Source organism: Serratia sp. CY56464, assembly GCF_052168435.1.
Taxonomy (GTDB): domain Bacteria; phylum Pseudomonadota; class Gammaproteobacteria; order Enterobacterales; family Enterobacteriaceae; genus Serratia; species Serratia marcescens.
Genome location: NZ_JBJNMV010000001.1, coordinates 1,710,814 through 1,733,198, shown reverse-complemented (window position 1 = coordinate 1,733,198; position 22,385 = coordinate 1,710,814). Strand labels below are relative to the sequence as shown.

The 22,385-nt window shown below is 59.7% G+C and carries 28 protein-coding genes; 19 read left to right on the top strand and 9 right to left on the bottom strand.

What is annotated here, in order from left to right; genetic code table 11:
- Positions 1 to 41: 41 nt before the first annotated feature.
- From yobA to ACJ8KE_RS08395, 4 genes are all read left to right on the top strand, one after another.
- Positions 42 to 425 (top strand): CopC domain-containing protein YobA, encoded by a 384-nt coding sequence (gene yobA, locus ACJ8KE_RS08410; protein WP_004940886.1) that lies wholly within the window; start codon positions 42 to 44, stop codon positions 423 to 425.
- Positions 426 to 427: 2 nt separating this feature from the next.
- Positions 428 to 1,309 (top strand): copper homeostasis membrane protein CopD, encoded by an 882-nt coding sequence (gene copD / locus ACJ8KE_RS08405; protein WP_079451356.1) that lies wholly within the window; start codon positions 428 to 430, stop codon positions 1,307 to 1,309.
- A gap of 69 nt (positions 1,310 to 1,378) precedes the next feature.
- Positions 1,379 to 1,720, top strand: a complete 342-nt coding sequence (locus ACJ8KE_RS08400; protein WP_016928154.1) for a YebY family protein — start codon at positions 1,379 to 1,381, stop codon at positions 1,718 to 1,720.
- Positions 1,721 to 2,210: 490 nt separating this feature from the next.
- A complete protein-coding gene (locus tag ACJ8KE_RS08395; protein WP_306376729.1) occupies positions 2,211 to 2,615 on the top strand; it encodes a hypothetical protein in 405 nt (134 codons plus the stop codon).
- On the opposite strand, the gene ACJ8KE_RS08390 is transcribed toward ACJ8KE_RS08395, so the two are convergent.
- Positions 2,612 to 2,830 carry a hypothetical protein gene (locus tag ACJ8KE_RS08390; protein ID WP_110146889.1) on the bottom strand — a complete coding sequence of 73 codons (219 nt, stop codon included), beginning with the start codon at positions 2,828 to 2,830 and terminating at the stop codon, positions 2,612 to 2,614. The two genes, ACJ8KE_RS08395 and ACJ8KE_RS08390, sit on opposite strands and share 4 nt — an antisense overlap.
- A 74-nt stretch (positions 2,831 to 2,904) precedes the next feature.
- Positions 2,905 to 3,249: a hypothetical protein gene (locus tag ACJ8KE_RS08385; RefSeq protein ID WP_016928137.1), complete on the bottom strand. Its 345-nt coding sequence runs from the start codon at positions 3,247 to 3,249 to the stop codon at positions 2,905 to 2,907.
- A gap of 248 nt (positions 3,250 to 3,497) precedes the next feature.
- Between ACJ8KE_RS08385 and ACJ8KE_RS08380 the strand changes: the two genes are divergently transcribed.
- From ACJ8KE_RS08380 to ACJ8KE_RS08360, 5 genes are all read left to right on the top strand, one after another.
- Positions 3,498 to 3,848: a DUF4377 domain-containing protein gene (locus ACJ8KE_RS08380; RefSeq protein ID WP_004940949.1), complete on the top strand. Its 351-nt coding sequence runs from the start codon at positions 3,498 to 3,500 to the stop codon at positions 3,846 to 3,848.
- Positions 3,849 to 4,031: 183 nt separating this feature from the next.
- Positions 4,032 to 5,231 carry an enoyl-ACP reductase FabV gene (gene fabV, locus ACJ8KE_RS08375; RefSeq protein ID WP_004940952.1) on the top strand — a complete coding sequence of 400 codons (1,200 nt, stop codon included), beginning with the start codon at positions 4,032 to 4,034 and terminating at the stop codon, positions 5,229 to 5,231.
- A 226-nt stretch (positions 5,232 to 5,457) separates the two neighbouring features.
- Positions 5,458 to 5,676, top strand: a complete 219-nt coding sequence (locus ACJ8KE_RS08370) for a hypothetical protein (RefSeq protein WP_033640657.1) — start codon at positions 5,458 to 5,460, stop codon at positions 5,674 to 5,676.
- A 171-nt stretch (positions 5,677 to 5,847) separates the two neighbouring features.
- The gene (locus ACJ8KE_RS08365) at positions 5,848 to 6,153 is read left to right on the top strand and encodes a hypothetical protein (RefSeq protein ID WP_261419675.1); all 306 of its coding nucleotides are present in this window, start codon (positions 5,848 to 5,850) and stop codon (positions 6,151 to 6,153) included.
- A 48-nt stretch (positions 6,154 to 6,201) separates the two neighbouring features.
- Complete coding sequence (locus ACJ8KE_RS08360; RefSeq protein WP_016928131.1) at positions 6,202 to 6,537, top strand: hypothetical protein; 336 nt, start codon at positions 6,202 to 6,204, stop codon at positions 6,535 to 6,537.
- Positions 6,538 to 6,574: 37 nt separating this feature from the next.
- Here the strand turns inward: ACJ8KE_RS08360 and dcuR are convergent, their stop codons facing one another.
- The 3 genes from dcuR to ACJ8KE_RS08345 all read right to left on the bottom strand — a co-directional run bounded on the left by dcuR (position 6,575) and on the right by ACJ8KE_RS08345 (position 9,868).
- A complete protein-coding gene (gene dcuR, locus ACJ8KE_RS08355) occupies positions 6,575 to 7,294 on the bottom strand; it encodes a two-component system response regulator DcuR (protein WP_016928130.1) in 720 nt (239 codons plus the stop codon).
- Positions 7,287 to 8,900, bottom strand: coding sequence for a sensor histidine kinase (locus tag ACJ8KE_RS08350; RefSeq protein ID WP_306376730.1), 1,614 nt, complete (start codon positions 8,898 to 8,900; stop codon positions 7,287 to 7,289). Before ACJ8KE_RS08350 ends, dcuR begins: the two co-directional genes overlap by 8 nt.
- A 125-nt stretch (positions 8,901 to 9,025) precedes the next feature.
- The gene (locus ACJ8KE_RS08345; RefSeq protein ID WP_033640653.1) at positions 9,026 to 9,868 is read right to left on the bottom strand and encodes a class I fructose-bisphosphate aldolase; all 843 of its coding nucleotides are present in this window, start codon (positions 9,866 to 9,868) and stop codon (positions 9,026 to 9,028) included.
- Between the two features lie 484 nt (positions 9,869 to 10,352).
- On the opposite strand from ACJ8KE_RS08345, the gene ACJ8KE_RS08340 reads away from it, so the two are divergent.
- The 5 genes from ACJ8KE_RS08340 (at position 10,353) to ACJ8KE_RS08320 (ending at position 15,786) form a co-directional block, all read left to right on the top strand.
- The gene (locus tag ACJ8KE_RS08340) at positions 10,353 to 11,282 is read left to right on the top strand and encodes a sugar ABC transporter substrate-binding protein (RefSeq protein WP_306376731.1); all 930 of its coding nucleotides are present in this window, start codon (positions 10,353 to 10,355) and stop codon (positions 11,280 to 11,282) included.
- A 75-nt stretch (positions 11,283 to 11,357) separates the two neighbouring features.
- Positions 11,358 to 12,842, top strand: coding sequence for a sugar ABC transporter ATP-binding protein (locus tag ACJ8KE_RS08335; protein WP_033640651.1), 1,485 nt, complete (start codon positions 11,358 to 11,360; stop codon positions 12,840 to 12,842).
- 15 nt (positions 12,843 to 12,857) lie between these two features.
- A complete protein-coding gene (locus tag ACJ8KE_RS08330; RefSeq protein WP_028128037.1) occupies positions 12,858 to 13,898 on the top strand; it encodes an ABC transporter permease in 1,041 nt (346 codons plus the stop codon).
- A 63-nt stretch (positions 13,899 to 13,961) separates the two neighbouring features.
- Complete coding sequence (locus tag ACJ8KE_RS08325; protein ID WP_016928125.1) at positions 13,962 to 14,882, top strand: sugar ABC transporter substrate-binding protein; 921 nt, start codon at positions 13,962 to 13,964, stop codon at positions 14,880 to 14,882.
- A gap of 139 nt (positions 14,883 to 15,021) precedes the next feature.
- A complete protein-coding gene (locus ACJ8KE_RS08320; RefSeq protein WP_016928124.1) occupies positions 15,022 to 15,786 on the top strand; it encodes an SDR family oxidoreductase in 765 nt (254 codons plus the stop codon).
- A gap of 47 nt (positions 15,787 to 15,833) precedes the next feature.
- On the opposite strand, the gene metQ is transcribed toward ACJ8KE_RS08320, so the two are convergent.
- The gene (gene metQ, locus ACJ8KE_RS08315) at positions 15,834 to 16,649 is read right to left on the bottom strand and encodes a methionine ABC transporter substrate-binding lipoprotein MetQ (RefSeq protein ID WP_016928123.1); all 816 of its coding nucleotides are present in this window, start codon (positions 16,647 to 16,649) and stop codon (positions 15,834 to 15,836) included.
- 236 nt (positions 16,650 to 16,885) lie between these two features.
- Between metQ and ACJ8KE_RS08310 the strand changes: the two genes are divergently transcribed.
- The 5 genes from ACJ8KE_RS08310 (at position 16,886) to ACJ8KE_RS08290 (ending at position 19,367) form a co-directional block, all read left to right on the top strand.
- Complete coding sequence (locus ACJ8KE_RS08310; protein WP_016928122.1) at positions 16,886 to 17,404, top strand: hypothetical protein; 519 nt, start codon at positions 16,886 to 16,888, stop codon at positions 17,402 to 17,404.
- Between the two features lie 147 nt (positions 17,405 to 17,551).
- A complete protein-coding gene (locus ACJ8KE_RS08305; RefSeq protein WP_015377548.1) occupies positions 17,552 to 17,977 on the top strand; it encodes a universal stress protein in 426 nt (141 codons plus the stop codon).
- Positions 17,978 to 18,087: 110 nt separating this feature from the next.
- Positions 18,088 to 18,402, top strand: a complete 315-nt coding sequence (locus ACJ8KE_RS08300; RefSeq protein ID WP_116403887.1) for an ArsR/SmtB family transcription factor — start codon at positions 18,088 to 18,090, stop codon at positions 18,400 to 18,402.
- Positions 18,399 to 18,728, top strand: a complete 330-nt coding sequence (locus tag ACJ8KE_RS08295; protein WP_016928120.1) for an SRPBCC family protein — start codon at positions 18,399 to 18,401, stop codon at positions 18,726 to 18,728. The genes ACJ8KE_RS08300 and ACJ8KE_RS08295 overlap by 4 nt, the downstream gene beginning before the upstream one ends.
- Before the next feature lie 45 nt (positions 18,729 to 18,773).
- On the top strand, positions 18,774 to 19,367 hold the full coding sequence (locus tag ACJ8KE_RS08290) for an ATP-dependent Clp protease proteolytic subunit (protein ID WP_033640645.1): 594 nt from the start codon (positions 18,774 to 18,776) through the stop codon (positions 19,365 to 19,367).
- Positions 19,368 to 19,372: 5 nt separating this feature from the next.
- Here the strand turns inward: ACJ8KE_RS08290 and ACJ8KE_RS08285 are convergent, their stop codons facing one another.
- The 3 genes from ACJ8KE_RS08285 to ACJ8KE_RS08275 are packed head-to-tail and all read right to left on the bottom strand — an operon-like array spanning position 19,373 to position 22,372.
- Entirely contained in the window at positions 19,373 to 20,239 is an 867-nt protein-coding gene (locus ACJ8KE_RS08285) for a hypothetical protein (protein WP_306376732.1), read from the bottom strand.
- 43 nt (positions 20,240 to 20,282) lie between these two features.
- On the bottom strand, positions 20,283 to 21,035 hold the full coding sequence (locus tag ACJ8KE_RS08280; RefSeq protein ID WP_239445603.1) for a fimbrial biogenesis chaperone: 753 nt from the start codon (positions 21,033 to 21,035) through the stop codon (positions 20,283 to 20,285).
- Positions 21,032 to 22,372 carry a fimbrial protein gene (locus ACJ8KE_RS08275; RefSeq protein ID WP_016928116.1) on the bottom strand — a complete coding sequence of 447 codons (1,341 nt, stop codon included), beginning with the start codon at positions 22,370 to 22,372 and terminating at the stop codon, positions 21,032 to 21,034. The genes ACJ8KE_RS08280 and ACJ8KE_RS08275 overlap by 4 nt, the downstream gene beginning before the upstream one ends.
- Positions 22,373 to 22,385: the final 13 nt, after the last annotated feature.

Genomic DNA, 22,385 nt, shown 5'->3' with positions numbered 1-22,385 from the left:
TAACCCTTATGACCCTCTTTATATTGTTAAGGGATACCACTGTGATCGGTAAAATTCGTTCCTCCTGTCGCCTGCTTTCCACCGTTTTCGTTCTGTTCGTCGGCCTGTCTTCGCAGCAAGCGCTGGCGCACGCCCACCTGAAAGTGGAAACGCCGAAGGCCGACGCCAGCGTCAGCCCGGCGCCGAAGGCGCTGACCCTCAGCTTCTCCGAAGGCATCGAACCAAACTTCAGCGGCGTGAAAATCACCGGCCCGGACAACGCCGTGGTGAAAACCGGCAAGCTGCAGCTCGATCCGAACAATAACACCCAGGTCAACGTACCGATTGAAGGCGAGCTGAGCGCGGGCAAATACAACGTCAGCTGGCATGTGGTGTCGGTCGACGGGCATAAAACCAAAGGCCAGTACAGCTTCACCGTAAACTGATCGTGACTCTGGCGACCCTGTTCGTTCTGTGTCGCTTGGTGCACTTTGCGGCGGTGATGCTGATGTTCGGCATCAGTCTGTTCACCGCCTTATTGTCACCGCAGCGCCTCTCCCCGATCCTCTCCCGCGATGTGCGTCCGCTGCTGCTTGCCGGCACCTGGATTGCCGGGTTTTCCGCCGTGGCGCTGCTGGCCATTCAGGCCGGGCAGATGGGCGACGGTTGGCAAGACGCCTGGCGGCTGGAGGTCTGGTGGGCGGTGCTCGGCACCACCTTCGGCGAAGTGTGGCGCTGGCATCTGGGCCTGTCGCTGCTGGCGATCCTGAGCCTGCTGCTGCCGGAACGGCCGCGCGCGCAGGCGTTGGCGCTGTGCTCGGCGCTGCTGCTGGTGAGCCTGGCGTTCATCGGCCACGCGGCGATGCATGAAGGCGCGTTGGGCGCGCTGCACCGCGCCAACCATGCGGTGCACCTGCTGGCCGCCGGTTACTGGTTCGGCAGCCTGGCGCCGTTGCTGGTTTGCCTGCGTTACCTGCCTCCGCCGCAGTGGCGCAGCGACGCCATCACCACGCTGATCCGTTTCTCGCGCTGGGGGCACCTGGCGGTGGCGGCGGTGATCGTCACCGGCATCGTCAACAGCCTGATCATTCTCGGCGGTTGGCCGCTCAACCTCGGCTCGCCTTATCAGCGCCTGCTGCTGATCAAAACCGCGCTGGTGGCGCTGATGGTGATGGTGGCGCTGGCCAATCGCTACGCCATCGTGCCGGCGATGAGCCGCGTACCGGCGCTGGCGCAGCGCGGCGTGGTGCTGGCCTGCTGGCTCGAAGTCGGGTTGGGGATGGCGGTGCTGCTGCTGGTCAGTTTATTTGCAACCTATGCGCCGGTATGACATTTCAGCTTGCCGCAACCGGGCAAGCTGCGGGAAAATCGGCGCGAATAGCAACCTTAAGGCCATCACATGAAATCGGTATTACTCGGCATTACGCTGCTGGCAACCGCGACCGGCGCGCTGGCGGCAGACAAACTGGTGAACATCACCAAACTGGAGTACGGCAAACAGTGGGCGTTCACCAAGGAAGAAGTGACGCTGCAGTGCCGCAGCGGCGGCGCGCTGTTTGTGCTGAATAACAGCACCCTGATGCAATATCCGCTCAACGACGCGGCGGAGCAGCAGGTGAAGAAGGGCCATCAGCGCGCGCAGCCGCTGGACGTGATCCTGCTGGACGACCCTGCCGAACCGGGGAAAAAAATGAGCATGGCGCCGTTTATCGAGCGCGCCGAGAAGCTGTGCGCTGACTAACCGCTTGTTTGCCAACGCCTTGCCCAGCGTGCGCAGATTGATGCGCATTTGCCGCATAGTTATTTCGTCACGAAACTATCACGCGGCCGCCGGGCGGCTGGCAAAACTGGCGCGGTAGGCTACTCTTAAAGTGCACGGCTGAACAAGCCCTGCATTAAATGCCAACTTTTAGCGCACGGCTCTCTCCCAAGAGCCATTTCCCTAGACCGAATATAGGAATCGTATTCGGTCTTTTTTTGTGTGGTTGATTTATAAGGAAATTCTACTTAAAGCGCCAATAAATTTCTGGTTTCTCTTTCCCGTCGTCACATCTCAACCCGATCTCCGGCTCCACACACCCACCCGCACCTATCGCTAATTTAGCCGCACCAAAAGTCATTACGTCATCTATGGCGCTGATAAGCTTCGGCCATTGCTCCCATCAACGGTTTAACGAGAGTGTCATTATGGGAAATATCCCGGCATCAGGCGCTATAAAAGGTAACCCGCAGTGAACGAGCAACTGAATCAATTAAAGATGATGTTGCCCGGCTATCTCGAGGCGTGGCGTGAGGGGGCCTTACCCTCTGACTGGGGGCAGGTGGCTAATCCTGAAGTGGTTGCCGCCCTGTTGGCGGAGTGGGAGGCGCTAAGCGAGTTGGCGTCTCGGTTCGACACCGCCACTGAAGCCCCCTCCGAACCGGCCGCGTTTTGGCAGGCGCGCGCCGAGCTGATGGCGCAGCGCAATCGTGAGCTGATGGCTCAACTGGCGACGCCAATCCGTTTGCCCAGCGCACGGGTGGCCTTTTTTGGCTATGTGAAAACGGCCGTGATGGACGCCAGGCAGGTTAAAGCGGCGATTCGCGATGCCGGTTTTATCGTTGCGGGCGGCGCCCCCAACGAGAACACGGCTTAACGCGGTTTCTTCTCAGATTTATCGGCAAAAAAGAACCGCAGCAATTTATGGGTCCACAGCAGGATGGCGCCGACCACCACCAGCGAGACGACGAAATGCGACAGATTTTTAGGCGCGGCGTAGCCGTGGGTAAAGGAGACCCCCGCGCCGCTGAGCAGCAGGGTGGCGATCCAGAAGCCGAGCAGCAGGCATAAGGTACGAAACAGTTTAAACATGGTTATCACCAAAAATACGGAAAGCACCGACCGAACGGAGAGGCTCAGCCGGGGCTTTGATTAATTAAAACCGCTTAGCGCGAACAGGTATTACCGCCTTTATTGCTATTGCAGTTGCTGCCGCTGTTTTTGTTGCCGCCTTTCCCCATGCCGACGTTGCCGCCGCCTTTGTTGCCTTCCTTGAAGCAGCCACCGTTGAGCGCGCCCACCGCCAGGCCGCCAAGGCCGCCCAGAGAACCGGTGATCACGCCGTTAACGCAATCCGGCGAGGTGTGCTTGCCGTAGAATCCCTGATTGGATGACCCGCCCCCGTTCTTGTTGCCGCCGTTGTTGTTGACGCGACCATTGCTGCCGCGGTTGTCGGCAAAGTTACCGGCGCCGGCGATCAGGTGAAAGTGTTTGGCATCGATCTCTTGCATAAAATTCCCTCTTTATCGATTCAGTTAAATTCAGTAAAGCTTGCGCAAGCCAGCTGTTTTTAACAGAAAAAATAGCGGGGGTAATTACCGGTTCGGATAAGAACAGGGGGTTTATTTTGCGATATTTTCCAGTCTGATAGGGCACAGAGGAATGATATTTTGGATGTGTGGATCCGCATCGCTATCCGTTCTCTTGAGCCGGTTAATTTGTTAGCATGGCGCCCCTGGATGACTATTGGTGCAGTACATTGAAAATTAAAGCGTTGTTATTTGTTGCGTTGGCCGCGCTGGCCGGCTGCAGTCAGGAGGGAACCTCGATGAATCAGCCCGCAAACGAGAAAGGCGGCCAAACGGAAGTGTTGCTGGTGAACAGCGCGCTGGTGGACTGCGTGGGCGTCGGCCCGATGAAGTGCATGCAGGTGCGCCGTTCCGCGCAGCAGCCGTGGGAGTTGTTCTATACCGGCATCGAGGGCTTCACTTTCGAACCGGGCTATCAGTATCGATTGAAAGTGCGCGTCACTCCGGTGGAGAACGTGCCGGCCGACGCCTCATCGCTGCGTTACACGCTGATTGAGCAGTTGGAAAAGAACAAGGCGTGACTCTCGACTGGCCGGGTAATCGCAACCCGGCCTGCCATGATTATCCCTTTGCCATCATGACATGTCTCGGCGACGGGCTTTCCGACTGGTCTGTTCACTGCGCTTGTTTTCGCACTTTCTTAAGTATATCGAGAAAATCAGGTATATTGTCCTTCGGTTTTTAGCTACCAAGAAAAAATTACTATGATTATCAAACCTAAAATTCGTGGTTTTATCTGCACCACCGCTCACCCGGCAGGCTGTGAAGCCAACGTCCGTGAGCAAATCGCCTACGTTAAGTCGCGCGGCGAACTGAAAAACGGGCCTAAAAAGGTGCTGGTCATTGGTGCTTCCACCGGTTACGGTCTGGCCTCGCGCATCAATGCCGCTTTCGGCAGCGGTGCGGCCACCATCGGCGTATTTTTCGAGAAGCCTGGCAGCGAAGGCAAAACCGGTTCCGCCGGTTGGTACAACTCCGCCGGTTTCGACAAGGCAGCTAAAGAAGAAGGCCTATACGCGAAAAGCATCAACGGCGACGCATTCTCCAACGAGTGCCGTCAGACCGTGATCGATCTGATCAAAAAAGACCTGGGTCAGGTTGACCTGGTGGTCTACTCGCTGGCTTCGCCGGTGCGTAAGATGCCGGAAACCGGCGAAGTGGTGCGTTCCGCACTGAAGCCGATCGGCGAGCCGTACAAATCCGTTGCGCTGGACACCAACAAAGACGTGCTGGTTGAAGCCGTGGTCGAGCCGGCCAACGAGCAAGAAATCGCCGACACCGTGAAGGTGATGGGCGGCCAGGACTGGCAGCTGTGGATGGACGCGCTGGACGAAGCGGGCGTGCTGGCGGATAACGCGCAGTCGGTCGCTTACTCCTACATCGGTACCGATCTGACCTGGCCAATTTACTGGCACGGCACGCTGGGCAAGGCGAAAGAAGATCTGGATCGCGCGGCGCACGCCATCAACCAGAAGCTGCAGGCCAAAGGCGGCGCGGCTTACGTTGCGGTGCTCAAGTCGGTAGTGACTCAGGCTTCCTCCGCCATTCCGGTGATGCCGCTGTATATCTCCATCGTGTTCAAAATCATGAAGGAACAGGGCATTCACGAAGGCTGCATCGAGCAGATCCAGCGTCTGTTCGCCACCAAGCTGTACAGCGGCGCGGCGCCGGACACCGACGAGAAGCACCGTCTGCGTCTGGATGACTGGGAACTGCGCGACGAAGTGCAGGAAACCTGTCGTGAAATCTGGCAGCAGCTGAACGACAACAACATCAACGAACTGACGGATTACCAGGGCTACAAGGCGGAATTCCTGCGCCTGTTCGGCTTCGGTCTGCAGGGCGTTGACTACGACGCCGATCTGAGCGGCGAAGCCAATTTCGATGTGATCGAGCTGGTCTAAGCGCGTCGAGCGGTCAAACAAGGTCGGGTTAGCCCGGCCTTTTTTATTGCCTGCGAATTATCGGCTGGCTAAGCGAAAATGTTTATTTCGGGTTAACAGAGGAACCGAGTGGTTAACATCGGCGGTCGGAAGGTGAAATAACGGCGGTTATTAAACTAAAGAAAGTCATTTTTTATTTACCCTTGCCGCCGGCTGCGGGTATTTTATTTCCTTTAAGGAGAAAACTATGACATGGCGTTATTGTGCCACGGTATCGTTGTTTTTGTTGAGCGGCTGCGGCGCGATCCAGCCGACGTCGACGTCCCCAGACTGGTCTCAGCCCCAGCCGGCCACGCGGGAACAGCGGCAACGCATCATGGCGGGTGAGTCTGCCTCGTCGGTATTGCATGAAGGGAATATCGGTATTGGCGGCACGTTAGATGGGTCGAAAATATTCGATCGTTAAACCGCTAAATATATTCAGCCAAATTAATGCGCGCATTCTGCCGATATTGTCGGAGGGTTTACCTTTCCTGCGTTATTCTGCCGTGGCTTGACCATTCATTGCGTTAGCAGACAATTCGTTTTCCTTATAGGGAACCGCCGGTTTATTTCGGCGTAATCAAAGGAGTTGCCCATGACGAAGAACATGGCCGCGATCTTTCTCTTGCTGTTGTCGCCGCTAAGCCAAAGCGCCGGCGCAGCGCGCTACGACAGGCCGTGCGAAGGGGTGTCGCCGGTGCTGTTTCAAAAGCGCCTGAAAGCGCTGGCGCAGGATCTGCGGCAGGAAATAAGCGAGGAAACGCCGCCGACGGAGCGCGATGCGGAAGAGCTGGCGCGGTTGGCGGAGTGCGCTATCGAGCCCGGCAAGGCGCCCGTCACCGGTGGGCAGCGCGTCTCCCGTTCAGAGGAAAAGCCGACGGCATCGCCGAACGGTTGCTGAGCCGGTGTGTGCGCAGAGTCAAGCGATGTAATGTAAAAGGAGTCATTGATGAAAAGGATCGTGTTGGCCGGCGTGGCCTTGTGTTGTTCCAGCTTCGCGCAGGCGCGGGTGGATCTGGAATACCATGCGGCGGCGCCGAAGGACAGTAAGGTCACCGAGGAGTACCAGAAAAAGCGCGACGCATTGCGCCACAAGGTGTGGAATGTCGATAACCTGACGCTGGCCAACGAGCAGGCGATTGCACGCGAACAGCAGCGCGAAGCCGCTGAGACCGCCGAGCGGCAGCAGCGGAATCTGGAACAGCAGCAGAAAAAGCAGCGCTGCCTGCGGAGACACTCGAAAGATCCTCACCCCGAGGCGAAGTGTTACAGGCACAACTTCTAACCTTCAACGTCCGGGCGCTTTCTGCGCCCGACGTCGTTTAGGCCGGGCGGCAATGCTCTTTCAGCATGGCGATCGCGTCCGGTTTCAGCTGATACAGATAGACCGGTCGGCCGGTGGCGCCGTACAGAATACGGGTGCCGAGGATGCCGCTCTCCGCCAGATAGATGAGGTACTTGCGGCAGGACACTCGCGAAATGCCAATGGCGTTGGCCAGGTTGTCGGTGGAGAATTCGCTGTCGTGCTGCTGTTCGATCCACTCGCACACCGTGCTCAGGGTGATGCTGGTCAGGCCCTTCGGCAACTTTTTGCTCTCCTGGCCGCCGGGTTGGCGGCGCAACAGACTGTCGACGTCGGCCTGCGAAAACTCGCGCTGCGCCAAGAGCTGGGACTGTTGCCGATAGTGGCTCAGCGCCTCCTTGAAGCGGCTGAACTGGAACGGCTTGATCAGATAATCCACCACGCCGTAGTGCAGCGCTTTTTGCACCGTGTTCACGTCGCTGGCGGAGGAGATGATGATCACATCGGTCTTCTCGCCGAGTTCGCGCAGACCGGGCAGCAGATCCAGCCCGTTCTCCTGCTGCATGTAGATATCCAGCAATACCAGATCGATGTTGACGCTGGCATCGGCCAGCAGGGCGCGCGCCTGGCTCAGGGTGGCGACCGTCGCCTGGCAGTGAAAACCGCCGACCTGGCTCAGGTAGTATTTGTTCAGCTCCGCCACCATCGGGTCGTCGTCGACAATCAGTACGTTAATCATGGGCTCTGCTCTTGGCCTGATAGGGAAGGTGCACGAAAAATTGGGTCAGCTCGCCCGGTTCGGATTCGAAATCGATGCTGCCGCCCAGTTTCTCCAGATGGCTGCGGATCAGCGCCAGGCCGATGCCGCGTCCCGTTCCCTTGGTGGAAAATCCGTGTTCAAAGATGTGCGCGCCGATCGCCGGATCGATGCCGGGGCCGTCGTCGCTGACGATACAGTGTAATTGATCGTCGTGATGATGGAAGCTCAGGCCGATCTCGTGGCCCTCAACGCCGTCGATGGCGTCGATGGCGTTTTCGATCAGGTTGCCGAGCACGCTGATCAGCACGTGGGTGGTCTCCGCATCGTCGGTTTCCGGCAGCAGGCTGGTTTCCTCGATGGTCAGTTCGATGCCGGCCTCATGGGCGCGGCTGATCTTGCCGATGAAGAAGCCCGCCACTTCCGGCGAATGGATCTTGCGCAGCAACGCGCCGATCTCTTCCTGGTAGTTGCTGGCGGTGTTGATGATGTAGTTTTCCAACTGCTGATAGGCCTTCATGTGCAGCATGCCGAGTATCACATGCAGCTTGTTCATAAATTCGTGCGACTGCACCCGCAGGGCGTCGGCGTAGTGCGCCATGCCGCTCAGCCGCTGCAGCAGGCGGCTGACTTCGGTTTTGTCGCGGAAGGTGGCGATGGCGCCGGTCACCTGGCCGTTGACGATCACCGGCACGGTATTGGTCAGCAGTTCGCTGCCGTTGAAGCTGATCTGCCGATCGCGCAGCGGTTCGCCGCTGGCCAGCACCTCCGCCAGATGCAGCTGCGCCGGCCAATGCTTGCTGGCGGCTTCCCGCAGCAGGTTTTCCACCGGCCCGCTCTGGCGCAGCAGGCGCTTGGCTTCGTCGTTGACGATGGTGATGCGGGATTCATTATCGACCGCGATCACGCCTTCTTTAATCGACTGCAGCATGGCGTTGCGCTGTTCGAACAGGTTAGAGATTTCGTAAGGCTCGAAACCCAGCATGATGCGTTTGAGCGCAGAGACCAGGAAAAAGGTGCCCAGGCTGCCGACCAGGGCGGCGAAGGCGATGGTCCAATAGATGATCCATCGGCTTTCCGCCACCACCCGCTGCACGGTGTCCAGCGCGATGCCGAGCGCCACCACGCCGATTTGTTTTTTCTGATCGTCATACACCGGCACGAACACCCGCAGCGCCGGGGCCAGCGTGCCGCGGTTGATGGCGCTGTTGACGTTGCCTTGCAGCGCGGGCGCCAAATCGTCGCCGATAAAATGCTTGCCGATCAGCCAGGGTTTAGGGTGCGAATAGCGGATGCCCTGCATATCCACCACCACCACGAACAGCAGCTCGTTTTGATGGCGCACCTGCTCGGCGAAGCGCTGAATGGCGCCGCTGTGATCGCGCCGCTGCAAGCCGTCGATCACGGTGTTGGAGAGCGCCAGCGTGTTGGCGACGGCGATGGCTTTTTGCTGCAGCTGATCTTGCCCCTCGCGGCTCATCTGCACGAAAAACAGCGCGAACACCACCAGCAGCACCGAAGCGATGATGGCGGACACCATCAGCGTGATGGAGGTGCTCAGCTTGAGCGGCACCCGTTGTTTTGGCATGGCGGTTCTCCGAATGGCGATATCACGGCGTATTCTAGCGAGGAATGCGGCAAGCTGCAGTTACCGGCAGCAGGTTATAGCATGCTGCCGGGGGAGCGAGGGGTTATTTTAGTTACAAAAGCGGGTTACTGCTGGTGGTAGATCTCCAGCGCCTGTTGGCCGCTGGCGCCCTGATGGATGATCGCCATCAGGGCGCGCACCACCTGCGACGGGTTGCTGTGTTGATAGACGTTGCGGCCATAGACCATGCCGGAGGCGCCCTGCGCCATCAGCGCGGCGGATTTCTCCAGCACCGGGCCCAGCTCACCCTTGCCGCCGCCGCGCACCAGCGTCGGGCAGCGCGCCGCTTCCACCACGCGGTGGAAATCTTCCACCCGATCGGTCGGATCGGCCTTGATGATGTCGGCGCCCAGCTCGCGTGCCAGCCGCACCAGCGGCACGATCTTCTCCACGTCACCCAGCGATCCGTAGGCGGCGCCCTGGCCGGCCGGGGCCATCACCAGCGGTTCGATCATCAGCGGCATGGCGTAGCGGTCGCAGGCGTGGCGCAGGCGGCCGATGTTCTCTACGCATTGGCGGAAAATGCCGGGTTCATCCGGGATCATATACAGGTTGACCACCACCGCGGCGGCGTCCATTTGCAGCGCGGCCAGGATCGGTGCTTCCGGGTTGTGCAACACCGCCCACATCTCACGGTGGCGCGCGGCGTTATAGGCGTTGCCGACGTCGGTGCGCAGCACCAGCGCCGGCTTTTCGCGCTGCGGCGCGCGCTGCAGCAGATCCGCCTGGCCGTAGTTGACCTGAATGGCGTCGGGGCGCGCGGCGATCAGGTTGCCCATCACCCGTTCGATATCTTCCAGGCCGATTAGGAAATCCGGTTCGTTAGCGATGCCGTGATCGATCGCCACGTCCAGGCACTTACCGTTGTTGAACAGGCGGTTCATCCGCACCTTACTGCTGAGCTGCATGTCAGGTCCTCCTGAGATAGGGATATGTCCATTATTGCCGAGTAAGGATGGTCGGGAAACGCGGAAACCGCAAACTGCGCGCCCGTTCGCAGTTTTTGCCGGCGCACGAAAGGGGAACGCTCGCGGGCGGCTTTCATTTCATTTGTTAGATCCATGTCATGTTTTTGTTAATAAGCCATTCCAAAACGCATGTTTCGCTTGTTTGGGTTAAAAAGTTTCAATAATCTAAATTATGAAATAAACATTTAAAAAAGCGGCGAAGACGCGGCTTTCTCCTCCAGGGGTTTATTTCAATTGATTGTTTTTAATCTGTTTTGAGATATCGATCACCATTTTTTTCACGGCCTTAATACGGCGATAACGCGGTAATTTCGCCGTATCAAAGGGATAACACCGACCGTATTGTTGTTTGAATGTAAAAAATATTTTTCATTAGCTGTCAACCAACAGACCTCTTCATTCTAACGATTAAAGGGTAACGAACATGAAGCTGAAGAAACTGATCGCCGCCTCGGTACTGATGTGCATGCTGCCGGCCAGCGTGTTGGCGAAAGACATCAAGATCGGCGTTTCCATGGCTTACTTCGATGACAACTTCCTCACCATTCTGCGCCAGTCGATGCAAAGCAAAATGAAAGCCGACGGCAACGTCAGCGGCCAGTTCGAAGACGCCAAGGGCGACATCGCGCAGCAAATTCAACAAATCGAAAACTTCGTCAGCCAGGGCGTCGACGCCATCATCCTCAACCCGGTGGATACCCAGGGCGTCAAGCCGATGATCAAACTGGCCGAGAACGCCAAGATCCCGCTGGTGTTCGTCAACCGCAAGCCGGAAGTGGCGCTGCCGGCCGGCATGGCCTACGTCGGATCCGACTCCAAGCTGGCCGGCAAACTGCAGATGGAAGCGCTGGCCAAGCTGATGAACGGCAAGGGCAACGTGATGATCCTGATGGGCGAGCTGTCGAGCGAAGCCACGCGCGACCGCACCCGCGGCGTGGAAGAAGTGGCGGCCAACTATCCCGGCATCAAAATAGTCGACAAGCAAACCGCCAAGTTCTTCCGCAAAGAGGCGGTGGACGTCACCACCGACTGGATTTTGTCCGGCCAGCAGATCGACGCCATCGCCTCCAACAACGACGAAATGGCCATCGGCGCTATTTTGGCGCTGAAGCAAGCCAAAAAATCCGGCGTACTGGTGGCCGGCGTTGACGGCACGCCGGACGCGCTGGAGTTCATCAAGAAGGGCGATCTGGCGCTGAGCGTGTTCCAGGATGCCAAAGGCCAGGGCGAGGGCGCGGTGCAGACCGCCGTTCAACTGGTGAAAGGCGAGAAAGTGGAGAGCAACGTGCTGATCCCTTACCAGCTGATCACCCAGTCCAATTACCAGCAATTCGCCGATAAAAACAAGAAATAAGCCTTGAAGCCCGCCGCGGGCGCCGGTGTGGGGCGAGCGCGGCGGAAAACGTGGGTCAGTGCGGAGGTAAGCGGTATGTACCCTTATGTTCTTGAGGCCGAAGGCATCAGCAAGCAGTTCCCCGGCGTCAAAGCGCTGGATAAGGTCTCGATTAAAATCAAACCCGGCAGCGTGCATGCGCTGATGGGAGAAAACGGCGCGGGCAAATCGACGCTGATGAAATGCCTGATAGGCATCTACCACCCGGATGAAGGCTCGATAAAAATCAAAGGCCGGCCGGTCACCTTCAGCGACACGCTGCAGGCGCTGCATTCGGGCATTTCCATGATCCACCAGGAGCTGAACCTGGTGCCTTACATGACGGTGGCGGAAAACATCTGGCTGGGGCGCGAGCCGGCGCGGTTGGGGTTCGTCAACCACGAACAGCTGAACGAGAACACCCGCGAGCTGCTGGCGCGGCTGAACATCAAACTGCAGCCGGACACGCTGGTGGGTGATCTGAGCATCGCCAACCAGCAGATGGTGGAGATCGCCAAGGCGGTGTCCTACAACGCCGACGTCTTGATCATGGACGAACCGACCTCGGCGCTGACCGAAGGTGAAGTAGTGCATCTGTTCGCCATCATCCGCGAGCTGCGCGAGCAGGGCAAAGGCATCATCTATATCAGCCACAAGATGGACGAGATCTTCGCCATCACCGACGAAGTGAGCATCTTCCGTGACGGCACCTTCATCGCCTGCGACAAAACCGAAAACCTGACCAAACAGTCGCTGATCACCATGATGGTGGGGCGCGAACTGACGCAGATGTTCCCCAAATTCAACAACAATATCGGCGAGGAAGTGCTGCGGGTGGCGGGGCTGCGCCGCAGCGGCTGGTTCCATGACGTGTCGTTCAGCGTCAAACGCGGCGAGATCCTCGGCGTCGCCGGGCTGGTGGGCGCCGGGCGCAGCGAAGTGATGGAAAGCCTGTTCGGCATGCACCCGGCGGACGGCGGCGAGATCTTTATCGAAGGCCAGGCGGTGAAGGTCGATTCCCCGGCGAAGGCGATCGAGAGCGGGCTGGCGTTTCTCACCGAAGACCGCAAGAAATCCGGCCTGTTTCTGGTGCTGTCGGTGGTCGAGAACATGAGCATCGTCAACCTGTCGGAATACATCGGCAAGAACGGTTTCGTCAGCCACGTGCAGATGGCCAAAGACTGCATGGATCAGATCAAAAAACTCAACATCAAAACGCCGACCATGGATCAGATCATCAATAACCTCAGCGGCGGCAATCAACAGAAGGTGCTGATCGCGCGCTGGCTGCTGGCGCAGCCGAAAATTCTGATCCTCGACGAACCGACGCGCGGCATCGACGTGGGGGCGAAAGCGGAAATCTACCGCCTGATCAGCGAGCTGGCCAACCGCGGCGTCGCCATCATTTTGGTCTCCTCCGAGCTGCCGGAGATCCTCGGCATGAGCGACCGGGTGATGGTGATGCACGGCGGCCGCATCACCGGCATTTTGGACAAAGACGACGCGGACCAGGAGAAGATCCTGGCGCTGGCCTCAGAATAACGAAGGGTGAACATCATGAGTAACGTAAAGATTGAGAAGCCGCTCTCCGCCGATTCAACGAGCAAGGGAACGCTGTTCTCCGGGCTGAGCGGCAAAATGCCGAAGGATACCGGCATCTTCATCGTGATGATCGGCATCGCGCTGATCTTCGAAATCCTCGGCTGGTACATGCGCGATCAGTCGTTCCTGCTGAACCCGAACCGCCTGCTGCTGATCGTGCTGCAGGTGGCGATCATCGGCATCATCGCGGTGGGCGTCACCCAGGTGATCATCACCACCGGCATCGATCTCTCCTCCGGTTCGCTGATTGCGCTGACCGCGGTGGTGGCGGCCAGCCTGGCGCAGACCTCGGACAGCATTTCGCCGATGTACCCGGGGCTGCTCGATCTGCCGGCGGCGATCCCGATCGGCGCGGGGATTGGGGTGGGCATTGTCTGCGGCTTTATCAACGGCTTCCTGATCACCCGCACCGGCATTCCGCCGTTCATCGCCACGCTGGGGATGATGGTATCGGCGCGCGGTCTGGCGCAGTACTACACCAAGGGCAACCCGGTCAGCTTCCTGTCGGACGGCTTCACGTCAATCGGCCAGGGCGCGATGCCGGTGATCATCTTCCTGGTGATTGCGGTGATCTTCCATATCGCGCTCAAACACACCCGCTACGGCAAATACATCTACGCCATCGGCGGCAACATGACCTCGGCGCGGGTGTCCGGCATCAACGTCAACAAATATCTGGTGACGGTTTACACCATCGCCGGCGGGTTGGCGGGACTGGCGGGCGTGGTGCTGGCGGCGCGCGTCAGCAGCGGCCAGTCGAGCATGGGGATGTCGTACGAGCTGGACGCCATCGCCGCGGCGGTGATCGGCGGCAGCAGCCTGATGGGCGGCGTCGGGCGCATCACCGGCACGCTGATCGGCGCGGTGATCCTCGGCCTTATCAAAAGCGGTTTCACCTTTATCGGCGTCGATTCTTACATTCAGGACATCATCAAAGGCGTGATTATCGTCGCCGCCGTGTCGATCGACATGCGTCGCAACCGCAAAAAACACTGATTGCCGTGAATTGCCGCCGGCGCCAAGGTTGGCCGGCGGTGTTTTTTTACCGGGGGGCACATCATGAATTACCTGAAAGGGCTGTGGCTGGCGGTGGCGCTGTGTGCGTCCACCCCGGCATTGGCGCAAACCATCGGCGTATCGATGGCCTATTTCGACCAGAACTTCCTCACCATTATCCGCCAGGCGATCGACAAGGAGGCCAAGGCGCGCGGCATTACCGTGCAGTTCGAGGACGCGCGCGGCGACGTCGGCCGCCAGACCGATCAGGTGCAGAGTTTTATCAGCGCCGGGGTGGACGCGATTATCGTCGATCCGGTCAACTCGGCCAGCACGCCGGTAATGACCAAAATGGTGCAGGCCGCCGGCGTGCCGCTGGTGTACGTGAACCGCACGCCGGGCGACGCCAAACTGCCGCAGGGCGTGGTGTTCGTCGGCTCCGACGAGCGGGAATCCGGCACGCTGCAGATGGAAGAGTTGGCGCGGCTGGCCAACTATCAGGGCAACGTGGCGGTGATGATCGGCAACCTGACCGACGCCGGCGCGCTGCAGCGCACCAAAGACGTGGAGCAGGTGGTGGCCAGGTACCCGAAAATGAAGGTGGTGCAGAAGCAGAGCGCCAACTATTCACGCAGTGAAGGCATGGATCTGATGATGAACTGGCTGACCAACGGCGAAGCGATCGACATCGTCGCCGCCAACAACGACGAGATGGCGATCGGCGCGATCATGGCGCTGCAGCAGGCGGGCAAGGCGGACAAGAAAGTGCTGATCGGCGGCATCGACGCCACGCCGGACGGCCTCAAGGCGCTGGCCTCCGGCAAGATGCAGGTCACGGTGTTCCAGGACGCGGTCGGCCAGGGCAAGGCCTCGGTCGATGTGGCGCAGCGCATGATCAACGGTGAAAAGCTCGAGCCGTATTACTGGATCCCGTTCGAGCTGGTGACGCCGGCCACGATGCAGAAGTATGCGGCCAGGCCGTGAGTTAACCGTCAGATTCGCGTTGCCGGGGCGCTGCTTGCAGCGCCTTTTTTATTGGCGTCAGTTACATGTCCGCTTGCGGCCAGCGCGGCGCGGGATCTTGCCTCACACTGAGGATCTTTAAACCACGTGAGGATGAGCGATGAATGCATTAAACGGCAAGGTGGCGGTGATCGGCGGCGCCAGTTCGGGGATCGGCAAAGCGGCGGCGCTGCTGTTCGCCCGGCAGGGGGCGGCGCTGGTGTTGGGCGCCCGGCGCGCGCCGCTGTTGGCCGAGTTGGTGGAGGACATTCGGCGCGAGGGCGGCCGAGCATTGGCGGTGGCGGGTGACGTGCGCGACGAAGCCTTCGCCGAACGGCTGACGGCGACGGCGGTCGACGAATTCGGCGGGCTGGATATCGCCTTCAACAACGCCGGCACCTTGGGGCCGCTGGGGCCGTCGCTGGCGCTCAGCGCGTCAGAATGGCGCGAGGTGCTGGAAACCAACCTGTCCAGCGCCTATTACGGCGCCAAGCATCAAATTCCCGCCATGCTGGCGCGCGGCGCGGGCTCGGTGATCTTCACCTCCACGTTCGTCGGCCACACCGCGGCGTTTCCCGGCACGGCAGCCTATGCGGCCGGCAAATCGGGGCTGATCGGCCTGACGCAGGCGCTGGCGGTGGAGTTTGGCGGGCGCGGCATTCGGGTGAACGCGCTGCTGCCGGGGGGCACCGACACGGCGATGGGCCGGCAGATGAGCAATACCCCGGAGGCGCTGGCGCAGGTGGCCGAGCTGCACGCGCTGAAGCGGCTGGCGATGCCGGAGGAGATCGCGCAGGCGGCGCTGTATCTGGCGTCTGACGCTTCCTCATTCGTCACCGGCACCGCGATGCTGGTGGACGGCGGCGTGTCCATTCAGCGCGGCTGAGGTTGGCATGGCCCGTGGCCGAGCGTCACGGGCATGCGGGGAGAGGATCACCAGCCTTTGACGGCGTCACCTTTGTAGATGTCGGCGGCGCTGGCCGCCACTTCGTCGGTCTGGTAGGCCTTGACCAGATCCTTCACTTTCTCGCTGTCTTTGTTGTCGATGCGGCTGGCGAAGATGTTGACGTAAGGCGAGTTTTTGTCTTCGACAAACAGCCCGTCCTTGGCCGGCGACAGGCCAATCTGGCTGGAATAGTTGGTGTTGATGATCGCCAGCGTCACCTGTTGGTCGTCCAGCGCGCGCGGCAGTTGCGGCGCTTCAATCTCGACGATCTTCAGCTTTTTCGGGTTGCTGACGATATCCAGCGCGGTCGGCAGCAGGCCGACGCCGTCTTTCAGGGTAATCAGCCCCTGTTTTTGCAACAGCAGCAGCGAACGGCCCAGGTTGGTCGGATCGTTAGGCACCGCCACCTGCGCGCCGTCCGGCAACTGGCTGAGTGCGGTTATCTTCTTCGAATACCCGGCGATCGGGTAGACGAAGGTATTGCCCACCGCCGCCAGCTTGTAGCCACGCTCCTGCATCTGCTTGTCCAGGTAAGGCTTGTGCTGGAAGGCGTTGACGTCCAGATCGCCATTGTTCAGCGCTTCGTTCGGCAGCACGTAATCGTTGAAGGTCACCACCTCCACGTCCAGATCGTATTTTTGCTTGGCGACCTTCTGCACCACCGCCCACAGCGACTGATCGATGCCGGCGCTGATGCCGACCTTGATGTGGTGCTCGTCCTGTGCGGTCGGGCCGCAGGCGGTCAGCAGCAGCGTGCCGGCGGCGGCCAGCGCCAACGTGAGGTTTTTCAGCGTAAATGTCATTTTCCCAGGGTCCTTGTCAACATTGCCTGCTAATTTTGGCGGGCAGAATAGTGGCAGTGACTGTAGGTAATCGCTGGGCTAAAACAAAATACTGATTCACTATGACTCATAGCGATTAGCTATGAGCGGTCGCTGCCCGGCGCGGTGCGGATTGTTTTGACGGCGAATCGGCGGGCTTATTATGATAGCCGTTGGCCCGTAAGGGCAGACTGGGTACTGAAACGAAGGAATAGACAATGCGATTGAACACTTGGAGCAAGGCGCTGCTGCCGCTGGTGGTGTTGGCCTGCGTCTCGGCGACTCAGGTTCGGGCGGCGGAGAGCGATACCGGACCGATCCCTAAACAGCTGCTGGGCAACTGGCGCGTCAGCAAAATTGTGCCGACTCAAACCACCGGCTGCTGGGATCAGCAACAGGCGCAGAGCCTGATCGGCGGCAAAATCAGCTATAAGGCGGATGCGTTCAGCTGGAACGACACGGCGCTGAAAAGCGAAGGGGCGACCGTCAGCACCGTAGAAGCGCAGGAGTTTGTCGAGGACAATGCCGGCAGCAGCTCCTATATCGATTTCCCGATGCTGGGCATCAGCACGCCGTCGGTCGAGCGTGTGGCCATTCAGCACGCGGATACCGTCATCAAAGGCATCACCGATCAGGGCACTGATGGGGTGCCCGGCGATAACGTGCTGGTGAAAGACGCCAACACGCTTATCCTGTCGTTGTGCAACGTCTGGTTTGAGGCGCAGCGCGAGAAATAATTTCTGCCTTCAGCCCCGGCAACGGGGCTTTCCCACCGCATCACCTCCCGCCATGAGCGCCATTTCTGAACTAAAATTAATCATAACGATATGACCCCGGCGTGATATCGGAGCCTCGGCTCAACCGAGTCCATGACAGGAGGCGCTATGTGTTACCACCATATTGTCATCGCCACCGATCTGAGCGATGACGGCAAACGGCTGGTCGAAAAGGGGGCGTTGCTGGCGGAGGCGCTGCAGGCCAAACTCTCGCTGATCTATGTGGACGTCCACTACGACACCTACCACGCGGCGATCGGCTTTTCGGAACGCAGCTATGACGGCGTGCCGTTCGAAGAGAAGATCCGCAAAGAGCTGGAACCCACCACGCAAAACGTCAATTACCCGATCGCGGAAGTGATTATCGGGCGCGGCGGCTTCGTTGACGAACTGCGCACGGCGGTCGTGGACAAGAACATCGATCTGTTGGTGTTCGGCCATCACCACGATCTGTGGAGCAACCTGTTTTCCTCTACCCGCAACGCCATCAACCAACTGAATATCGACGTGCTGGTGATCCCGATCCGTTCATAAGCGCGATCATGCCTCGTCCATTCACTCCGCGCTGCGGCGCGGAGTCTCTTTTGCAGCAAAAAATGCCGTGCTCGGTTGCATAATACATAAGTGAATACTAATGTGTTTATATGAACGAAAATGACATCTTCAAGGCGTTGGCCGATCCGACCCGCCGCTGCATCTTCGACAAACTCGCTGTCGCCAGCATGAACGCCAGTGCGTTGCGCGAAGGGCTGCCCATCAGCCAGTCGGCGATGTCACAACACCTGGCGGTGCTGCGTAACGCCGGACTGGTACGCGAGACGAAGCAGGGGCGCTGCGTCAATTACCAGGTCGACCCGGAAGGGCTGGCGCAGATCGCCCAGTGGCTGGCGAAGTACCGCGCCTACTGGCCGGCGCGTATCGACGCGCTGCAAACCTTGCTGAAGGACATGGATCAATGAACAAACAGGCTGAGCGGCCGCCGCGCGACCGGCTGGTGTTGGAGTATGCGATCGAGGCGCCGCCGGAAAAAGTGTGGCGCGCGCTCAGCGTTCCCGAATTGCGCGAGCAATGGCTGCCGACGGGAGATTTGGCGCAGGCTGAACCGTTGGCCGCCACGCCGGGCGAGGCGGTGAGCTATCGCCTGCGCGACGACCAACCGCCGTTTCTCGAAAGCGTCGTCACCCTGCAGATCGTGCCGGACGCCGGCGGCGGCAGCCTGCTGCGGATTATCCACCAGCTCGACGCCGCCAACGATGGCCCGCCGACGGTGATGCGCGCCGCCTGACGCGTTAAACACATTTCTCTTTGTTGCCAACCCAGGAGTTCACCGATGCGTGAGAAGATGATGCTCGTCCCGATGGTGGTGGAACAGACCAGCCGGGGAGAACGTTCCTTTGATATTTATTCGCGCCTGCTGCGCGATCGGATCGTGTTCCTTAACGGCGAAGTCAACGACGACGTGGCCGAAATGCTGTGTGCCCAGTTGCTGTTTCTGGAGGCGGAAAACCCGGAAAAACCGATCCACCTGTACATCAACTCGCCGGGCGGGGCGATCACCAGCGGGCTGGCGATTTACGACACCATGCAGTATATCCGCGCGCCGGTGCATACGCTGTGCATGGGCACCGCGCGTTCGATGGGGTCGTTCCTGTTGATGGCCGGCGAACCGGGGCACCGCATGGCGCTGCCTAATGCCAGCCTGCACGTGCACCAGCCGCTGGGCGGTTTTCAGGGGCAGGCCTCCGACATCTTGATCCACGCCGAAGAGATGAAGCGCACCAAAGACCGGGTGATTCGGCTGTATGCCCAACATTGCGGCCTAAGTTATGAAGAGGTGGAGCGGGTGTTGGATCGCGATCGCTTCATGACCGCCGACGAAGCGGCGGCCTGGGGGTTGATCGATCGGGTATTGCGGGCGCGGTAAAGGGCTCAGGAGTGCGAGGCGGATTGTTGCGTTTGCCAAACCCGTTCAAGTCCGAATTCGATCATCGCAAAATAGAGACTGAAATAGCGTTCCGCCATGATGAAGAACGAACTGTTGAGTTCGATCACCACATTATTGGTGGTGGTCAGCAGGCCGGATTTTTCCGCCGCCTGCAGAATGCGGTTCACGTGCGCGCGTGAGACGGAGCAGGACTTGGCGATTTTGGCCGAGGAGAGCAGCAGAAAAGGGGCGTCCTGTCGGATGCTTTCGATAAACAGCATCAACAGCACCATGTGGCCGGCATCTTTGCTGATAAACAGCCCTGACTGTTGCACCAGATCGATCAGGTAGATCTCCTTGAGCATCAGTTGCCCGTAGGCGGCGAAAAAGGTGGACAGAAAGCCGGGCGCCGCCAGCAGCGTCGCGATGGGCATCTGTGGTGCCAGCGCCTGATAAGGCCGCGCCATTGAGGCGATCAGCGCCTGGGTTTCCGCCAGCGCGTGCGGCGTAGGCTTATAGCGTAACTGGCGTTTGTCATGCTCACAGGGTTTGACCTCCAACCGGCGCCCGACCCGCAAAAAAAACAGAAAGGAGTCCAGGGAGTTCTCGCTGATCAAATTTTTCCCTTTAAAAAAGGCTTTGATGTCTTTCAGCCCGGCGGCGGGCTGATGGTAATAAATGGACAGGATGGTGGAACAAATGATGAACCGGCTGTTCCTGAAGATGATTTTGTAAAACAGCGGATGTTTCTTGTAGGTCTCTTTCAATAACTCCCCGTGTTTGACGATGGCGGCGTGAAACGCCGGTGACTGCCTGATGATGTTGGCCTGTTTCTCTAGGTGAAACTGTAGCTGGAATCTGCTTAGACTCATTTTCCCTATTTCCTGTACTTAAAAAATGTGCTGCTTTTTATCGTTATGGGTTTGCTGTGTATGACTTGACGATCTGTTGGCCCTGGTCGTTGATGAGGGTGGCCTGAACGGTGATCTGAGAGGGGAGTTCCGACGCTGCAACGTTGTCCAGGTGATAATCTCGCGTGCTGAATGGCGCGGTCATCATGTCGCTTTCTTGCCGCACCGGGGCATCGCGCCTGTCGGTTTGCACGGTGATGCGAGCGAACGAGAGATAAAACGCCGACCGGTTGTGACAGCGCAGCAGATAGCCACGCGGTGATTTTTGCAGCGTGAACGAAACGACCTTGGCCGCGTTGTCGGCGTTTCCCTTCAGCGCGCTGGGGCGGTAGAAGATTTTCATCTGCGTGTTCATCGCCAGCGTCACGCGCGATGCCAGCGGCGGCGTGGCCGGCCGGCTGGGCGGGATCTCATACAGGTTAAGCCAGAACACCGACTCCCTGTCGGCGGGCAGGCTCGCGCCGGCAAACAGGATCCGCAGCCCTTTCAGCGCCGAAGGCTGCAGGGCGAATACGCTGGGCAGGGTGACAAACGGCGCGCGGGACAGTTCGGGGGCGGCGTTGACGTCACCGTTATCGACCCAGGTTTGCGCCACGATCGGATAGCCGTTGGTGTTGAGCAGCATCAGGGTTTTTTCCGTCTCGCCCTCGTGAAAGATCACCCGCGTGGCGGAGGCGATGATGCCCGCCTGCGCGCCGATGGAAGCCAGCGCCAGCAGCAGGGCGCATCCCATAATCAGGCATTTCTTTCTCATCATTGCACCTTAACCCAGACGTAGGCCCTGGCGTCCACCTTGCCGGCGGTGACGGTTTGGCCAGGCAGCCGGGCGAGCGTGGCGGTGAGCTGGGTGGTGTAGTGGGTAAACCCCGCCGCGGTGCTGCCGCCGCCGCTGGCGCCGTTGAGCACCGGATACCAGCCGGCGTCGTTGCCCTGCGGGCATTGCCCGGCGCTGCAGCGCGCCCAGCCGACAAAGTTCATCGGCGCGCCGTTGCCGGCGTTGGCGAGCGCGATGCCCACGCCGGTAGCGACGCTGCTGTCGGTGCCGTAGCCGCTGGAGAGCAGGTAACTCACGCCGCCGTTGGCGCTGACCAACCCGAGTCGCTGCGCCGCGACATAGCTTTCATACGGCACCTGCAGGCCGAGGGCGGTATTGTTGCTGCTGACGCCGGACACGGCGGCGTTGTCACATTCGATATTGAGGGTGAACTGCGCCTGTGAGGTTTGCCCGGCGGTCAACTGGCTGACGGAGAGGGTCGGCAGGATCACCAGCGGCGTGACGTTGCGCGCCACGCAGGTGGCGGTATAGGTCAGCGAAGAGATCGGTGCGGTGCCCATGCCCATCGCATTCCAGCGCCCGGTGCCCCAGGTGGCGTAGTTGGTGGCGGAGTCGCTGCCGATAGGATCCGAGGCGATGCCGGGCCCCTGAAAGGTGACATAGCCGTTCGGCTGCGTGCAGGTATAGTTCGAATTGCCGGTGGTCGACGCCATGCCCACCAGCGGGTTGCCGGCGCTGTAGCCGCAGTAGTTGCTGGCGCCCGCGCCCGGCAGCGAGCTGATGCGGATCAGATCGGCGCGGATGGCGCTGAAGTCTTTCACCCGGATCTGGATTTTGTTGCCGACGGTGGCGTAGCGGGTAATCGGTGCCGACTGCCAGTAACGGGTAAAAACCTTGCCGGAATCCAGGTGGGTCAAACGGATGCCGACGTAAGGGAAGTAGGTGGCGTAATAGTTGGGGTTGCCGTCCCTGGCGCCCAGATCGTAATAGCCGCCGACGCGATCGTCGCCGTTGGTGGCGAAGACTTCATAAATTTGCCCGACATCGCCGGCATCGCATTCATACAGCACCTTATTGGGATCGGGGTAGCGGGTGCCGGAGGTCAGATCGAACACGCTGGTGCCGAGCGGCGTGCCGACGGGCTGCAGATAGGTGCTGGTCAGGTTGACCCGACCCAGCGCCGTGCCCACCCCGCAAGGATCGCAGCCGGAGTCGATCCAGGGGGCGACCCGCGTGCATTGCGCCAGCGCCGCGGGTGCGCCGAACAGCGACAGGGCGAACAGCGCCGGGGCGGCGACCAGATAAGAAATGCGTTTCATCGTCTCTCCTGAG

What these genes read in the sequence shown, in the direction of transcription:
- ACJ8KE_RS08295 (WP_016928120.1), top strand. Translation starts at nt 18,399, where the DNA reads ATGAACAAACAGGCTGAGCGGCCGCCGCGCGACCGGCTGGTGTTGGAG.
- dcuR (WP_016928130.1), bottom strand. Translation starts at nt 7,294, where the DNA reads ATGATTAACGTACTGATTGTCGACGACGACCCGATGGTGGCGGAGCTG.
- ACJ8KE_RS08310 (WP_016928122.1), top strand. Translation starts at nt 16,886, where the DNA reads ATGCGATTGAACACTTGGAGCAAGGCGCTGCTGCCGCTGGTGGTGTTG.
- ACJ8KE_RS08285 (WP_306376732.1), bottom strand. Translation starts at nt 20,239, where the DNA reads ATGAGTCTAAGCAGATTCCAGCTACAGTTTCACCTAGAGAAACAGGCC.
- ACJ8KE_RS08365 (WP_261419675.1), top strand. Translation starts at nt 5,848, where the DNA reads ATGACGAAGAACATGGCCGCGATCTTTCTCTTGCTGTTGTCGCCGCTA.
- ACJ8KE_RS08340 (WP_306376731.1), top strand. Translation starts at nt 10,353, where the DNA reads ATGAAGCTGAAGAAACTGATCGCCGCCTCGGTACTGATGTGCATGCTG.
- ACJ8KE_RS08320 (WP_016928124.1), top strand. Translation starts at nt 15,022, where the DNA reads ATGAATGCATTAAACGGCAAGGTGGCGGTGATCGGCGGCGCCAGTTCG.
- ACJ8KE_RS08400 (WP_016928154.1), top strand. Translation starts at nt 1,379, where the DNA reads ATGAAATCGGTATTACTCGGCATTACGCTGCTGGCAACCGCGACCGGC.
- ACJ8KE_RS08290 (WP_033640645.1), top strand. Translation starts at nt 18,774, where the DNA reads ATGCGTGAGAAGATGATGCTCGTCCCGATGGTGGTGGAACAGACCAGC.
- ACJ8KE_RS08300 (WP_116403887.1), top strand. Translation starts at nt 18,088, where the DNA reads ATGAACGAAAATGACATCTTCAAGGCGTTGGCCGATCCGACCCGCCGC.
- ACJ8KE_RS08275 (WP_016928116.1), bottom strand. Translation starts at nt 22,372, where the DNA reads ATGAAACGCATTTCTTATCTGGTCGCCGCCCCGGCGCTGTTCGCCCTG.
- ACJ8KE_RS08370 (WP_033640657.1), top strand. Translation starts at nt 5,458, where the DNA reads ATGACATGGCGTTATTGTGCCACGGTATCGTTGTTTTTGTTGAGCGGC.
- ACJ8KE_RS08360 (WP_016928131.1), top strand. Translation starts at nt 6,202, where the DNA reads ATGAAAAGGATCGTGTTGGCCGGCGTGGCCTTGTGTTGTTCCAGCTTC.
- ACJ8KE_RS08335 (WP_033640651.1), top strand. Translation starts at nt 11,358, where the DNA reads ATGTACCCTTATGTTCTTGAGGCCGAAGGCATCAGCAAGCAGTTCCCC.
- ACJ8KE_RS08325 (WP_016928125.1), top strand. Translation starts at nt 13,962, where the DNA reads ATGAATTACCTGAAAGGGCTGTGGCTGGCGGTGGCGCTGTGTGCGTCC.
- ACJ8KE_RS08345 (WP_033640653.1), bottom strand. Translation starts at nt 9,868, where the DNA reads ATGCAGCTCAGCAGTAAGGTGCGGATGAACCGCCTGTTCAACAACGGT.
- ACJ8KE_RS08385 (WP_016928137.1), bottom strand. Translation starts at nt 3,249, where the DNA reads ATGCAAGAGATCGATGCCAAACACTTTCACCTGATCGCCGGCGCCGGT.
- metQ (WP_016928123.1), bottom strand. Translation starts at nt 16,649, where the DNA reads ATGACATTTACGCTGAAAAACCTCACGTTGGCGCTGGCCGCCGCCGGC.
- ACJ8KE_RS08350 (WP_306376730.1), bottom strand. Translation starts at nt 8,900, where the DNA reads ATGCCAAAACAACGGGTGCCGCTCAAGCTGAGCACCTCCATCACGCTG.
- ACJ8KE_RS08330 (WP_028128037.1), top strand. Translation starts at nt 12,858, where the DNA reads ATGAGTAACGTAAAGATTGAGAAGCCGCTCTCCGCCGATTCAACGAGC.
- ACJ8KE_RS08280 (WP_239445603.1), bottom strand. Translation starts at nt 21,035, where the DNA reads ATGATGAGAAAGAAATGCCTGATTATGGGATGCGCCCTGCTGCTGGCG.
- ACJ8KE_RS08305 (WP_015377548.1), top strand. Translation starts at nt 17,552, where the DNA reads ATGTGTTACCACCATATTGTCATCGCCACCGATCTGAGCGATGACGGC.
- ACJ8KE_RS08390 (WP_110146889.1), bottom strand. Translation starts at nt 2,830, where the DNA reads ATGTTTAAACTGTTTCGTACCTTATGCCTGCTGCTCGGCTTCTGGATC.
- fabV (WP_004940952.1), top strand. Translation starts at nt 4,032, where the DNA reads ATGATTATCAAACCTAAAATTCGTGGTTTTATCTGCACCACCGCTCAC.